Below are 12,657 nucleotides of genomic sequence, written 5' to 3'. Positions count from 1 at the left end.
CACCTAGGCACCCGCACCCGCCCGGCGGGCGAGACAGTCGCGGACCGGACGCGCGGGCGCCAGCGCGAGATCGGTGACGATGCGGAGCGGCCGCCCAATTTGCATACACCATGTATCGGATACACTGTGTATCTGATGGATGATGGCCGCAAACCCGGAGCGAACCGGCCCCGGACCGACCCGGCCGCCCCGCACAGGAAGAAGACAGCCATGACGTTCACCCTCCCCACGGACATCCACGAGCGGCCGGTCGCCGTCGTCGGCGCCGGCACACTGGGCCGACGGATCGCCCTGATGTTCGCCACCCGCGGCGGCCGGGTCCGGATCTACGACCCCGCGGCGGAGGCAGGGCAGGCGGCCCAGGCATACGTCGCACAGAACGCGGCCGACACCGCCGCACACATCGAGGGCGGACAGCCCGGTACCGCGACCGCCACCACCGACCTGGCCGAGGCACTGGCCGGCGCCTGGCTGGTGATCGAGGCGGTACCCGAGCGCCTGGAGCTGAAGCGGCACATCTTCGCCGAGCTGGACGCCGCCGCGGACGCCGACGCGATCCTGGCGAGCAACTCCTCGTCCTACCCGACCAGCCAGTTCATCGACGACGTGGCCCGCCCCGAGCGCGTACTCAACATGCACTTCTACATGCCACCCCGGCAGCCGGCCGTCGACCTGATGTCCAGCGGACGCACCGACCGCGCCGTCCTGGACCTGCTCCTGCGGGAGCTGCCGCACTACGGGGTCTTCCCCTTCGAGGCCCACCGCGAGAGCACCGGCTTCATCTTCAACCGCATCTGGGCCGCCATCAAGCGGGAGTCCCTGGCCGTCGTCGCCGAGGGCGTGTCCACGCCCCAGGACATCGACGCGATGTGGCGCATCAACACCGGCCTGACCGCCGGCCCGTTCCGCGCGATGGACCGCGTCGGCCTCGACGTCGTCCTGGACATCGAGAACCACTACGCGGCGGAGAACCCCGCCCTGCCCGCCGGCCCGCGCGAGCTGCTCCAGCGCTACGTCGACGCCGGACACCTGGGAGTGAAGACCGGGCGCGGCTTCTACGACGACTACGCTCAGCAGGACTGACCTCGATCGACCGCCGCCCCCGCGGGCAGCACCGAAGGACCCCGCCGTGCCCAAGTCACCGACCAAGCGTCGCCCGCTCACCCGCGCCGCCCTCACCGAGAGCGCCTGGGCCCTGTTCACCGAGAAGGGCTTCCACGCCACCTCGATCAGCGACATCGTCGATCGCGCAGGTCTGACCCGCGGCGCCTTCTACTCCAACTACCGCGACAAGGAAGAGCTCTTCCTCACCCTCTACGACGGCCACACCGACCGGCTGCTGGCGGAGCTCGCGGACGCGGCGGCCCACCCCGAGCAGGGCAAGCACCCGCTCGTCCAGCTCCAGGAACGCATAGCGGGTCGCACTCACCGAGAACGGCAATGGTTCCTGGTCTCCATGGAGTTCACCCTGCATGCGGCGCGCAACCCCGCCGTCGCCCAGGAACTCGCGACCCACGAGGAACGCCTCAACCAGGGCCTGACGGAGGTGCTGACGGCGACGCTCGCCCGGAGCGGCGAGGCGCCGGCCGTCCCCACCGCGGACCTGACCCGCCTGCTCGTCGCCCTCTTCGAGGGCCTGACCGCACAGCGGCTCATCCACGGCACCGCACACCACACCCACGACCTGGTCCCGCAGGTCATCCACGCCCTCACCCGACCCGCTCACTCCACCGCGGCACCCGACGAGCCCACGGAACCCCAAGACAACCACGAATAAACGTGACAGAAGCCTCAAAAGGTTAAGACGGGGAAGATAGGGAAGAACTAGGCGCACAGGCGCTGCCGTCCGCCGTCGGCCGTCCGCGAGGGCCTCGCCGATGACCGCGACGCGGCGACAGTGCGCGCGCTGCGGACGACCGGCCGGCGCCCCGACTGGCGTGCCCCTCCAGCGCAGTTGGGAAGGGGCGACCCTCGGCACTGTGCCACGGCTCCCCACGTGGACTTTCAAGTCCCCCTGGAAACAGCGAGGTTGGCCGCGCCGCACTCACGCTCACGGCCGCACCCGGCGCGACTGCTACACCCCCAGGCACTCTCAGGCACTCTCGGACACCCCCGACACCCCCTCCCGAGTCGCCTCCAGCACCCCTCACGACGGTCTTTCGCCGCCATTCGACGAATTCCCCGGGGACGCGCCGGACAGCACGACGCATTCACAAGCGCACAACCTCGTAAGCTCTTACCCAACGCAAGGGAGCCCGGGCGCAGAAGTCCGGCGACCGACGCCGCCCGATCAGGGCTCCCCGTGTGGAACCGTCGCTGTTCTCCGCGTTCACGAGAGGGGCTCCCGATGCAGACAATGGAGGGCCGTCCGCAGACATCCACCCGCTTCCCGAACCCATGGCGCCGCTACGGTCGGCTCGTTGCCACGAACTTCTTGCGCGGTGCTTCGTACGCGTGCGGCACCGCGGTCATCGGCCTCGCGGTGTGGTGGGCACAGAACCGCTAGGTCCGGCCCCATGGTTCGGGTCACCGTTCGACCCACCATGGACGTGGACGACAGATTGGTCGACTGACACCGCCTGGGGACCCTGGGACTCCTGGGGTTCCCCACGGCGCAGTCGTGGGGATGGAGACGCCAGGCGCACGCCCGGTACCCAGGAGCGTCACCGTACGGCATCATCAACCCATGCTGAGAGTCGGATCCGTGGTGTTGGGCGTCGCAGACGTCCCCCGTGCGGCCGCGTTCTGGACGGCCGCCCTGGGATACGTCCCGCGCGAGGAGAGGGAAGACGACTGGGTCGTCCTGGTACCGAAGGAAGGGGCCGGCGTTCAGCTGTCACTCGGCCTCAGTGAGTCGCCGGTCCAGGAACGCCCGCGGATCCACCTCGACCTGTACGCCGAGGACGCCGCCGATCAAGCCGCCGAGGTGGAGCGACTGGTGTCGCTGGGCGCCCGACGCGTCGACTGGGACAGCTATCCGGACGACGCCGACTTCATCGTGCTCGCCGACCCCGACGGCAACATCTTCTGCGTCATCGACACCGCGTACGACTGACCGGGATTCCGACCGAGGAGCAAGGGATGGGTGTTGTCCGATGCCACCGCTGAAACTGCGTCACTCGGTCCGCGCTCTCGTCCTCGACGACGCCGACCGCCTCCTGCTGTGCGGACACCTGCTGCCGGAGACGGGGACGACGGTCTGGGCCGCCCCCGGCGGCAGGGTCGAGCGGCACGAAGGACCACTGTCCGCGCTGCGTCGCGAACTGCGCGAGGAGGTGGGCCTGGAGTGGGAAAGGGACCGCGCCGAGCCACCGCATGTCTGGCACCAGGAAGTCCTGGGCCCCGATTACGCGCCCGGCTATGACGGCGTGGTCAACGACTACTTCCTGGTCCGCACCGCCTGGTTCGCGCCGCGCGGCACCCTGAGCGAGGAAGAACGCGCGGCGGAGCACATCAGCGGTGCGACGTGGTGGACCCCGGAGGAGATCGCCGCCTGTCGCGGTCCGGACCTGTTCTCCCCACGCGATCTCGCCACACCGTTGCGGGCCCTGCTCGAATCGGGCGTTCCCCGCGAGCCTCGCGTCCTCGGGTTGTGAGGACGACGGTCCGGAGCGAGGCGAAGGACACCCCGGCAGTGGGTTGAACCGTGCAACTCTTTGCCCCGGTCACCCTGCTCGTATGATGGCGCCATGACCGAGACCGCGGGCGAGCGCCCACCACTGGGACGGCGCGAGCGTAAGAAGGCCGCCACCCGCCAGGCACTGGCCGATGCCGCCCTGCGGCTCTTCGCGGAGCACGGTTACGACCAGGTGGGCATCCGGGACATCGCCGATGCCGCCGACGTCTCCACCACCACGCTGTTCAAGCACTTTCCGAGCAAGGAGGCGCTGGTCTTCGACGAGGGCGACGAGCTCAAGGCGGCCCTGCTGGCCGCCGTTCGGGAGCGCCCGGCCGGGCAGTCCGTGCCCCGCGCCCTGCGCGACCACGTCCTGCGCTCCCGGATCCCCAAGGGCGAGCACGCCGACCCGCGCTTCACCCAGCTGCTGGAACTCGTCGACGCCACCCCGGCGCTGCGCGCCTACTCCCGCCGCATGTGGATGCAGCACGAGATCGAGCTGGCGTCGGCGATCGCCGACGAGATCGGCGCGCCCGCCGACGACCCGATCTGCCGGGCGCTCGCCCACTTCGCCCTGGCGGCCCGCGACCTCGGCCACGACAGCCCGGACCCCGAGGCCGCCGTCAACCGGGCCTTCGACCTGCTCGAACACGGCTGGTCGGGAGCCGGTGACGGGACGTCCGCGGAGAACACCGCGAACGCAGAGAACGCCGGGAACGCCGGGAACTCTCACCGCGCCGAGAGCTGAGCCGGGTCGTTCGGCTTTCCGACCTCGCACCGGGGCTCCGCGCCCCGTCGCCAGTCGCTACGCGACGCCGCCGGTGCCCACCGCGCGCTCGCCATCGGCCCGTCGGCGCCGGTATTCCGCCGCCCCGGCCTCGTAGTTGCGGTGTTCCTGGGCGTGGTCCGGCGGCAGGTGCGGCGCGTCCGGCGCGGTGGTGGCGAAGAACCGCCTGAGTCCTTCGTTGGCGCCCACAGCCAGTTCTGCGGAGCGCCGGAACATCGTCGCCTCGTAGCGTGCGAGCGCATCGTCGATCGTGGCTTCTTCGGCGAGGGCGTGGGCGAGTTCCGCGCCGTCGAGCAGGGCGAGGTTCGTCCCGTGGCCGCCGAAAGGGGCCATGAGGTGGGCGGCGTCGCCGATCAGGGTGACGCCGGGTACGCGGTCCCAGGTCAGCGGAGCGGGCAGCGCCCAGAAGGAGCGGGGGACGTAGTCGCCGTCGTTGTCGACGAGCAGCGGGCGCATCTCCGCGGACCAGTGGGCGAACTCCCGCAGGAGGTGGGACCGGACGGCCGCGCGGTCGGTGAGGTCCAGGCCGGCCCTGTCGTGCCAGTCGGGCTCGGCGCGGAACGCCACGTAGCCGCGGACCACGCCGTTGCTGTTGCGCTGGACGATCACCGCGCGGCCGTCGTTGTCGTTGGCGAACATGTGCCCGTCGCCGACGATCGCCGCGATCTCGGGGTGTCGGGTATCGACGTCGTCGAACCTGGCGTCCAGGAAGGCGACGCCCATGTACTGCGGCGCCGCGTCGGTGAGCAGGGGGCGCACCCGGGACCAGGCACCGTCGGCTCCGATGACGAGGTCCGCCTCCGCACTGACGCCGTTGGCGAACGCCAGGCGGTGCACCCCGCCGCCGAGCGGCGCGGCCCGGAGCAGCCGGTGCCCCCACCGGACGGTGCCCGGCCGCAGGTGGTGGTGGAGCATCGCCCGCAGTTGGCCGCGGTCGATCTCGGGCGCGGCCGTGTCGCCCTCGGCGGGGACGAACTCGGCTAGGACGGTGCCGCGGTGGTCGCGGCGACTCTTGACCTGCCCTTCGGTGCGCGCCAGCGCGGTGAAGGCGTCCATCAGGCCGGCGTCTTCGAGGGCTATCTGGCCGGCGTCGGCGTGCAGGTCGAGCGTGCCTCCCGGGTCCCGGGAGTCCACCGCGGTGTCCGCGTCGTAGACGGTCGGCTCGATGCCGTGTCCCTGGAGGACGCGTGCGCAGAGCAGTCCGGCCGGTCCGCCACCGATGATCGCGATGCGGGGGCTGGTCGTCATGGTTGGGCCCTTTCCCTTGCTCCGGGGTGCGGGTCATCCGCACTTCCACACTAGGTGCAACGAATGAGAAAGTGCAACCGATTCACTTTTTGCCTCGGTCAACCCAAGGCCGCCTCCATCTCCGCCCCCGCCCCCACCCCCGCCGACATCCGTCGCCGCGCGCCTTTCATCAACCGCAATTGATCAAGTAAATATTGACAGTCCAGGTTGAATATATTTAGCGTGCAGAACATGAGCGAGAGCATCGATCGCCTCCGCGCCGAACCGGCCGCACGGCCCCAGGGGGCCCAGACATGACGCGGCTCTCCTCGCGCATACGCGCGGCGCGGCACGCCACGGACCCCGGCGGCTTCCGGCGGCAGTTGATCGCGCCGATGATCCTGGGCTCGATCCTGAACCCGATCAACTCGTCCATGCTCGCCGTGGCCCTGATCCCGATCGGGCAGGCATTCGGCGCCCCGCCCTCACAAACCGCCTGGCTGGTCTCGGCGTTGTACCTGGCCACCGCCGTCGGACAACCGGTGATCGGGCGCCTGGTGGACTCCTACGGACCGCGCCTGTGGTATCTGACGGGCACCGCGCTGGTGGGCCTGGCCGGTCTGTTGGGCGTGTTCGCCCCGAACCTGTGGGTGCTGGTCCTCTCCCGGGTGTTGCTGGGATTCGGGACGTCCGCGGCCTATCCGGCGTCGATGTTCCTGCTGCGCGCCGAGTCCGACCGGACGGGCCTGCGCAGCCCCAGCGGCACCCTTGCCGCCCTGTCGGTCTGCGGACAGGTCATCGCCGTGATCGGCCCGACCCTGGGCGGGCTGCTGATCGCCGCGGGCGGCTGGCACCTGATCTTCGGGATCAACGTGCCGCTGTCCGTGGCCTGTCTGGTTCTGGGTGCACGGTACCTGCCACGGTCGGCCGACCTGAAGGAGACCGCCGACGTGCGGGCGGCGCAGCGCACGGACGTCGCCGGGATGGCCCTGTTCGCGCTCACCCTGACCGCCTTCATGCTGTTCCTGATGAATCCGCGGGCCGCCACCTGGTACCTGCCGCTGATCGGCCTGGCGGCGGGCCTCGTCTTCGCCCTGCGGGAACTGCGCACGTCCGAGCCCTTCATCGACCTGCGGGTGCTGCGCGGCAATGCTCCGCTGCTGGCCACCTACGGGCGTCAACTGCTGGCCTACACCACGGCCTACGCCTTCCTGTACGGCTACAGCCAGTGGCTGGAGGAGGGACGGTCGCTCAGCGCCCGGTCGGCCGGGCTGGTGCTGTTGCCGATGTCGGCGGCGGCCGTGGCGATCACCGCGATCACCGGGCGGCGCGCCGCGGTGCGCGGCAAGCTGGTCGTCGGATCGGTGGTCCAACTCGTCGGCTGCGCCGCCCTGTTGCTCGCTGACGGGTCGAGCCCGCTGTGGTTGCTGGCGCTCATCGGCGCCGTCATCGGCATCCCGCAGGGCCTCAACGGCCTGGCCAACCAGAACACCCTGTACGCCCAGGCAGATCCGGCCCGGATGGGCTCGTCGGCCGGGCTGCTGCGCACCTTCATGTACCTCGGCGCGCTGGCCGCTTCCGCCGCCAACGCCGCGTTCTTCCGACACGGCGCCACCACCGAGGGACTGCACCACCTCAGTTGGCTGTTGCTCGCCGTCGCCGCCGTGTTCCTCGTCGTCAGCGTCGCCGACCGCTCGCTGCACCGCATCGGCCGCCCTCCTGCCGCCGACGGCAACGCCGCCGACACGCCCCGGCCGCGCCGGGCCGGCCGCTGATCCACCGTCCGCAGGTGGGCCCTTGGCGGCCCGCCCCCACCTACCACCACGCCCACCCCACGCCCCAGACGGCGACCCAACACACCGAGAGAGCACCGACCATGACTGTCACCACCCTTGACCCCAGGACCGCCTTGGTCGTCATCGACCTGCAGAACGGACTCCGGGCTCTGCCCGGCACCCCGCACGCCATCGGCGACGTCATCGAGCGGACCGCCCGGCTCGCCAAGTCCTTCCGCGCCCGTGCGCTGCCGGTCGTCCTGGTCCGGGTCACCTCCTCCTCCGACGGCGCCGACGCCACCCCGGGACGGGCCGAGACGCCCCGCCACAACCACACCATGCCCGCCGGCTGGGACGAGATCGTCCCCGAACTCGCCGGCCACCCGGGGGACATCACCGTCACCAAGCGCAACTGGTCGGCCTTCTACGGCACCGACCTCGACCTGCACCTGCGCCGCCGCGGCGTCACACAGATCGTGCTGACGGGGGTCGCCACCAGCATCGGCGTGGAGTCCACCGCACGTGCCGCGCACGAGCACGGTTACCACCTCAGCCTGGCCACCGACGCCGTGACGGACCTGGACGCGGACGCCCACCGGCACAGCATCGAGAAGATCTTCCCCCGCGTCGGCGAGCGCGGCACCACCGACGAGATCCTCGAACTGCTCGCCAAGACCCACGCCTGACCGGGCCACGCACGGCCGCTCCTCGCCCGCCGCCCGGGCGTGGACGAGGAGCGGCCGCAGTGGTCTCGCTACCCCGTCGCGTCGAGGACCCCGGCCACCAGGTGGCGGGCGTATGCCGCGTCCAGGCCGCCGGGGCGGAAGAGGATGCGGTACATCATGGGGGCCACCACGTGGTCGAGGACCGTCTCGGCTTCGGGTGCGCGTTCGCCGCGCGCGGCGGCCCGGGCGAGGATCACCTCGACCTGGTCGGCCGCGTAGGCCGAGCACTGGCCGGCGTTGCTGCCGTCCGGGTCGCCGAGCAGTGCGTCGCGGATGTACGCACGGCCGGACGGTGACGCCATCTCGTCGAGGAAGTGCTCGGCCCAGACCGTCAGATCGGAGGCCAGCCCGCCGTGGTTCTCCGGCGGCGCCTCCGGGCGCAGGCGCTCGACGGCCACGTCGGAGAGCAACTCCCGCAGATCGCCCCAGCGGCGGTAGATCGTCGACGGGGTGACTCCGGCCCGCGCGGCGACCAGCGGCACCGTCAACGCGTCGCGGCCCACCTCGGACTCCAGCTCGCGCACGGCGGTGTGGACCGCCTCCTGCACGCGGGCACTGCGCCCGCCGGGGCGCGCCATCGGTCGGGGACTCATGTCACCACCCTAATCCTTAACGCAAAGCGGTTGCTTCTAGCACGATGACCCGTATCCCGCCTCAGGCCACCGGTGCGAGGGCACGGGCGGGCTCGGACTGCTCGTAGGCGTGCCCCACCCGCAGCAGCTCGGACTCCCCGAGGGGCGGCCCGAGCAACTGCATGCCGATCGGCAGGCCCGCCGGGTCGTGGCCCACCGGTACGGACAGCGACGGCACCCCGGTGAGGTTGGCGGGCGCGGAGAGGCGCACATAGGCGTCGGAGACGCTCTCCACCGTGCCGTCGGGCCAGGTGATCGTGTCCTGGCCGGCCGGTACGGCGACGGTGGACACGGTGGGCGCGGCGATCACATCGACCTCGTCGAACAGGCCCGTCCATGCCTGCCGCATCATCGTCCGCGCACGTTGGGCGCGCAAGTAGTCCCCGGCGGGCAGCAGTTCGCCGGCTTCGAGGAGCAGACGGACGTCCTCCGTGTAGCGGTCGGGGACCGTGCGCAAGGTCCGCTCGTGGTACGCGGTGGCCTCGGGAACCATCAGCCCCCACTGGGTTGCCCGGATGTAGCGCGTCATCGGGATCTCGACCTCGACGAGCCGTGCGCCGAGGTCTTCCAGCCGGTCGATGGCGCGCCGGACCGCGGTCTCGACGTCCGTCGTGACCTGGTCGAAGTAGTAGTTGCGGGGGACTCCGACGCGCACCCCGGTGAGGTCGGTGCCGCGGGGCGGCCGTTGGTCGGCGGGATAGGTCACCAGCGAGGCGGGGTCGCGCGGATCGTGTCCGGCCAGCGCGGGCAGGACCAGGGCCGCGTCCTCGACGGTGCGGGTCAGGGGGCCGACGTGGTCCAGCGACCAGGACAGTGCGGTGACGCCGTGCCGGGGGACGAGGCCGTACGTCGGCTTCAGGCCGACGACCCCGTTGAGTGCGGCGGGTACCCGGATCGATCCCCCGGTGTCGGTGCCCAGGGTGAAGCCGGCGGCGCCGGCGGCCACGGCGACGGCCGATCCGCCGCTGGAGCCACCGGCGACCCGGCCCTGGTCCCGGGCGTTGTGTGTCTGCGGGGTGATCAGGCCGTAGGCGAACTCATGGGTGTGGGTCTTGCCGACCAGCACCGCGCCGGCCGCCGCCAGGCGCGCGGCGACCGTGCTGTCGGCCTCCGCGCGGTGGCCGGACCGGACCCGTGAGCTGGCCGTGGTCGCGGTGCCGGCGACGTCGATCAGGTCCTTCAACCCCATCGGAATCCCGTGCAGCGGCCCGCGGAAGCTGCCGTCGGCGGCTTCCCGTTCGGCCGCGCGCGCGGATCTGCGGGCCTGCTCGGCGGTCACCGCCACGTAGGCGTGCAGGTGCGGTTCGACCCGTTCGATGCGGTCGAGCACCGAGTCCACCAGCTCGACGGGCGACAGCCGTCGGGCGCGGATCGCCTCGGCCGCGTCGGCGACGGACAGCTCATACGGCTGCATCGGACTTCCCCTCCCCCGCGCGGTAGGAGGCGGCGGGCAGGGTGTCGGCGAAATCCAGTTCCCGCAGTACCGAGACGACGGCGTGGATGTGCTGGGCGGTGGCGGCCACCGCCGCATGGCGGTCGGCGGGCAGCGGAAGTCCGGCACGCGCGGCCCAACGGGCGGCCTCCGGGGGCGCGAGGTCGGTGAGGGGATGGGACATGGGCGTCGTCTCCTGGTCTGGTCGGGTCGGGGCGCGTCAGAGCTGGCCGTAACGGGCCGGAGGTGATCGGATCGGCGCAGTGCAATCCAGTGCGTGCAACGCGTTCCAGCGCGTGCAGCGCATCGGACCGCGACACCGGTGACCCACAGCCGCCGGAGCTCCGACACGTCGATTCCTAAACGCTAACTGTTTGCGTTAGCGGCACGATAGACCCTATGATCTCGTTAACGCAAACAGATTGCTTTTACGGCTCCATCTCCCCCCACCAGTGCCGAACCCCACCACCCCCACCCCGCCGCGCGCAGGAGGAAACGACGATGCTCACCACCCCGCCCACCGAGGCGACCAACCCTGCCGCCGTCCCGTCCTGGACCGTGGGCGACCTGACCATCCATCGCATCGACGAGGTCGGCCTGCCGCCGGAGACCGGGCCCTGGTTGCTGCCCGAAGCGACCCCGGAGGTGGTCGCGCAACATGACTGGCTGCAGCCCGACTTCGCGGATCAGAACGGCGTACTGCGGCTCGCCAGCCACAGTTTCGCGTTCACCCTCGGCGGCCTGCGGGTTCTGGTCGACACCGGGATCGGCAACGGGAAGACCCGGGCGAACCCCGCCTGGCACGACCTGCACACCGACTACCTCCAGCGCCTCACGGCCGCGGGATTCGCCCCGGACCTCGTCGACCTGGTCGTCCTGACCCATCTCCACGCCGACCACGTCGGCTGGAACACCCGGGCACACGACGGCGCCTGGGTCCCCACCTTCCCCAACGCCCGCTATGTCGTCTCCCGCGCCGAGCGGGAGTTCTGGGCCGGGTACGCGATGGACGAGCCGCGTCGGCAGATGTTCCGCGACTCGGTGCACCCGGTCGAGGACGCCGGACTGCTCGACCTCGTGGACGTTCCGCCCCAGGGCATCGACATCGCCGCCGGTCTGCGCCTGGTCCCCACGCCGGGGCACACCCCCGGCCACGTCGCGGTCGGGATCAGCAGTCACGGCGCCTCGGCGCTGATCACCGGCGACTGCCTGCACCACCCCGTCCAGTTCGCCCACCCCGCTCTCGGCAGCTGCGTCGACATCAACCCCGAACAGGCCCGGGCCACCCGCCGCTCGCTGCTCTCCTCACTGGCCGGCAGCGAAACGACGCTGCTGGGGACCCACTTTCCCCCGCCCACCGCGGGCCGCGTGATCGCCGACAAGGACGCCTACCGGCTCGCCCCGATCGCGGCCCTCACACCGCCCACGGTGTGAGGGAGGCACCGTTCAACAAGCCCAAGGCGAGGTCGAGTTGCCAGCCCACCGGGTACCCGCGGCCCCACCGGTCGCGGGCGGCGCGGTGGGCACGGTGGGCGGTGGTGTGCGGGGGCCGTACGCGGCCCGTGGTCAGCGCCGGTGGACGGGGGCGGCGCGGGCGTAGCGTCCCGGGGTGACGCCCAGGATCCGCTTGAAGTGCCGGGTCAGATGGGACTGGTCGTAGAAGCCGGTCTCGGCCGCCACCGCGGTCGGCGTCCGGCCGTCTAACAGGAGCCTGCGGGCCAGCTCGACCCGGCGAGCCATCAGGTACTGGTGCGGAGCGATGCCGAAGGCCGCGCCGAACGCCCGCACCAGGTGGGTGGGATGGGCGTGCAGCAGCCTGGCGGCCTCGTCCAGGGAGACCCCCGGGCGCAGCCGGTCGTCGAGGAGGTCGCGCAACGTGTGGGCCACGCCCGGCGCGGCCGGACCGCGGCCGACCGCGAGCCGGGGCCGCAGGTACGTTTCGACACCAAGATCGCCGTTGTGCTGCGGAGCGATCTGTAACCGTGGCAGCGACTGAACGTGACCGCCTTCCTGGTCAGCGGTCTGGGCACGGAACTGCCCGAAGTGCTCGGCGAACCGTATGCCGATGCCGACGGCACCCCGTATCTGCCGATGTTCCGCCAGCCCGTCCTGGTCTTCGAAGCGGACAAGGAGACGCTGACCGCGGCGCACGGCCGTGCGCTCGCCCGCGCCCTGCCCCGGTCGGTGTTCACCTCCGACCTCTTCGCCACCGGCAACGACCGCGACAACCGCGCGGCGGTGCGCGCCGTCCCGGGCGATCAGCTGGATCTGGTGGGCCTGGCCGTCTACGGGCCGCGGAACGCGGTCGACAAGGTGATCAAGGGCGCCCGGATGCATCCGTGAGACGGCTCGCCGCGCGGTGCTCAGTGCCGGCCGGGCCCGCCGGCGGCTCGCGCGGCGACCCGCACGTCTGACGAGTCCCCATGCGGTCCGGCCGTTGTGTGGCCGGTTGTCGCCGCTGGC

At 71.5% G+C, this 12,657-nt stretch carries 13 protein-coding genes and 1 pseudogene; 9 read left to right on the top strand and 5 right to left on the bottom strand.

Translation table 11 applies throughout. From position 1 onward, the window contains the following. Window positions 1-210 precede the first annotated feature (210 nt). The 5 genes from MOV08_RS40860 to MOV08_RS40840 all read left to right on the top strand — a co-directional run bounded on the left by MOV08_RS40860 (window position 211) and on the right by MOV08_RS40840 (window position 4,364). Window positions 211-1,083, top strand: a complete 873-nt coding sequence (locus tag MOV08_RS40860) for a 3-hydroxyacyl-CoA dehydrogenase family protein (protein WP_275311251.1) — start codon at window positions 211-213, stop codon at window positions 1,081-1,083. A gap of 46 nt (window positions 1,084-1,129) precedes the next feature. Further along, on the top strand, window positions 1,130-1,777 hold the full coding sequence (locus MOV08_RS40855; protein WP_275311250.1) for a TetR/AcrR family transcriptional regulator: 648 nt from the start codon (window positions 1,130-1,132) through the stop codon (window positions 1,775-1,777). Between the two features lie 909 nt (window positions 1,778-2,686). Continuing rightward, a complete protein-coding gene (locus tag MOV08_RS40850; RefSeq protein WP_039639321.1) occupies window positions 2,687-3,055 on the top strand; it encodes a VOC family protein in 369 nt (122 codons plus the stop codon). A gap of 40 nt (window positions 3,056-3,095) precedes the next feature. Next, window positions 3,096-3,596 (top strand): NUDIX domain-containing protein, encoded by a 501-nt coding sequence (locus tag MOV08_RS40845; protein ID WP_275311248.1) that lies wholly within the window; start codon window positions 3,096-3,098, stop codon window positions 3,594-3,596. 93 nt (window positions 3,597-3,689) lie between these two features. Then, a complete protein-coding gene (locus MOV08_RS40840) occupies window positions 3,690-4,364 on the top strand; it encodes a TetR/AcrR family transcriptional regulator (RefSeq protein ID WP_052287223.1) in 675 nt (224 codons plus the stop codon). Window positions 4,365-4,421: 57 nt separating this feature from the next. Here MOV08_RS40840 and MOV08_RS40835 read toward each other — a convergent pair whose 3' ends face one another. Then, window positions 4,422-5,651, bottom strand: a complete 1,230-nt coding sequence (locus MOV08_RS40835; protein ID WP_275311247.1) for an FAD-dependent oxidoreductase — start codon at window positions 5,649-5,651, stop codon at window positions 4,422-4,424. Between the two features lie 293 nt (window positions 5,652-5,944). On the opposite strand from MOV08_RS40835, the gene MOV08_RS40830 reads away from it, so the two are divergent. Both MOV08_RS40830 and MOV08_RS40825 read left to right on the top strand, forming a co-directional pair. After that, on the top strand, window positions 5,945-7,405 hold the full coding sequence (locus MOV08_RS40830) for an MFS transporter (RefSeq protein WP_275311245.1): 1,461 nt from the start codon (window positions 5,945-5,947) through the stop codon (window positions 7,403-7,405). 101 nt (window positions 7,406-7,506) lie between these two features. Continuing rightward, on the top strand, window positions 7,507-8,091 hold the full coding sequence (locus MOV08_RS40825) for a hydrolase (protein ID WP_275311244.1): 585 nt from the start codon (window positions 7,507-7,509) through the stop codon (window positions 8,089-8,091). Window positions 8,092-8,159: 68 nt separating this feature from the next. Here MOV08_RS40825 and MOV08_RS40820 read toward each other — a convergent pair whose 3' ends face one another. The 3 genes from MOV08_RS40820 to MOV08_RS40810 form a co-directional block, all read right to left on the bottom strand. Continuing rightward, window positions 8,160-8,723, bottom strand: a complete 564-nt coding sequence (locus tag MOV08_RS40820; RefSeq protein ID WP_275311242.1) for a TetR/AcrR family transcriptional regulator — start codon at window positions 8,721-8,723, stop codon at window positions 8,160-8,162. A gap of 61 nt (window positions 8,724-8,784) precedes the next feature. Then, window positions 8,785-10,176 (bottom strand): amidase, encoded by a 1,392-nt coding sequence (locus tag MOV08_RS40815; RefSeq protein ID WP_275311240.1) that lies wholly within the window; start codon window positions 10,174-10,176, stop codon window positions 8,785-8,787. Then, window positions 10,163-10,378 (bottom strand): hypothetical protein, encoded by a 216-nt coding sequence (locus MOV08_RS40810; RefSeq protein ID WP_039639311.1) that lies wholly within the window; start codon window positions 10,376-10,378, stop codon window positions 10,163-10,165. The genes MOV08_RS40815 and MOV08_RS40810 overlap by 14 nt, the downstream gene beginning before the upstream one ends. Before the next feature lie 317 nt (window positions 10,379-10,695). Here MOV08_RS40810 and MOV08_RS40805 point away from each other — a divergent pair, with 317 nt between their 5' ends. Next, entirely contained in the window at window positions 10,696-11,628 is a 933-nt protein-coding gene (locus MOV08_RS40805; protein WP_039639309.1) for an MBL fold metallo-hydrolase, read from the top strand. Between the two features lie 132 nt (window positions 11,629-11,760). Here the strand turns inward: MOV08_RS40805 and MOV08_RS40800 are convergent. Then, window positions 11,761-12,129: pseudogene (locus MOV08_RS40800) on the bottom strand (helix-turn-helix transcriptional regulator); the annotation flags it as partial. A 57-nt stretch (window positions 12,130-12,186) separates the two neighbouring features. On the opposite strand from MOV08_RS40800, the gene MOV08_RS40795 reads away from it, so the two are divergent. Beyond that, window positions 12,187-12,537, top strand: a complete 351-nt coding sequence (locus MOV08_RS40795) for a DUF2000 domain-containing protein (RefSeq protein ID WP_275312030.1) — start codon at window positions 12,187-12,189, stop codon at window positions 12,535-12,537. Window positions 12,538-12,657 lie beyond the last annotated feature (120 nt).

Source organism: Streptomyces yunnanensis, assembly GCF_029011865.1.
In the GTDB taxonomy this organism is placed as follows: domain Bacteria; phylum Actinomycetota; class Actinomycetes; order Streptomycetales; family Streptomycetaceae; genus Streptomyces; species Streptomyces yunnanensis.
Note: the sequence above shows the minus strand (reverse complement) of the source record. Positions and strands in the feature narration are given on the sequence as shown.

What these genes read in the sequence shown, in the direction of transcription:
- MOV08_RS40825 (WP_275311244.1), top strand. Translation starts at nt 7,507, where the DNA reads ATGACTGTCACCACCCTTGACCCCAGGACCGCCTTGGTCGTCATCGAC.
- MOV08_RS40845 (WP_275311248.1), top strand. Translation starts at nt 3,096, where the DNA reads ATGCCACCGCTGAAACTGCGTCACTCGGTCCGCGCTCTCGTCCTCGAC.
- MOV08_RS40820 (WP_275311242.1), bottom strand. Translation starts at nt 8,723, where the DNA reads ATGAGTCCCCGACCGATGGCGCGCCCCGGCGGGCGCAGTGCCCGCGTG.
- MOV08_RS40830 (WP_275311245.1), top strand. Translation starts at nt 5,945, where the DNA reads ATGACGCGGCTCTCCTCGCGCATACGCGCGGCGCGGCACGCCACGGAC.
- MOV08_RS40860 (WP_275311251.1), top strand. Translation starts at nt 211, where the DNA reads ATGACGTTCACCCTCCCCACGGACATCCACGAGCGGCCGGTCGCCGTC.
- MOV08_RS40835 (WP_275311247.1), bottom strand. Translation starts at nt 5,651, where the DNA reads ATGACGACCAGCCCCCGCATCGCGATCATCGGTGGCGGACCGGCCGGA.
- MOV08_RS40850 (WP_039639321.1), top strand. Translation starts at nt 2,687, where the DNA reads ATGCTGAGAGTCGGATCCGTGGTGTTGGGCGTCGCAGACGTCCCCCGT.
- MOV08_RS40810 (WP_039639311.1), bottom strand. Translation starts at nt 10,378, where the DNA reads ATGTCCCATCCCCTCACCGACCTCGCGCCCCCGGAGGCCGCCCGTTGG.
- MOV08_RS40840 (WP_052287223.1), top strand. Translation starts at nt 3,690, where the DNA reads ATGACCGAGACCGCGGGCGAGCGCCCACCACTGGGACGGCGCGAGCGT.
- MOV08_RS40805 (WP_039639309.1), top strand. Translation starts at nt 10,696, where the DNA reads ATGCTCACCACCCCGCCCACCGAGGCGACCAACCCTGCCGCCGTCCCG.
- MOV08_RS40815 (WP_275311240.1), bottom strand. Translation starts at nt 10,176, where the DNA reads ATGCAGCCGTATGAGCTGTCCGTCGCCGACGCGGCCGAGGCGATCCGC.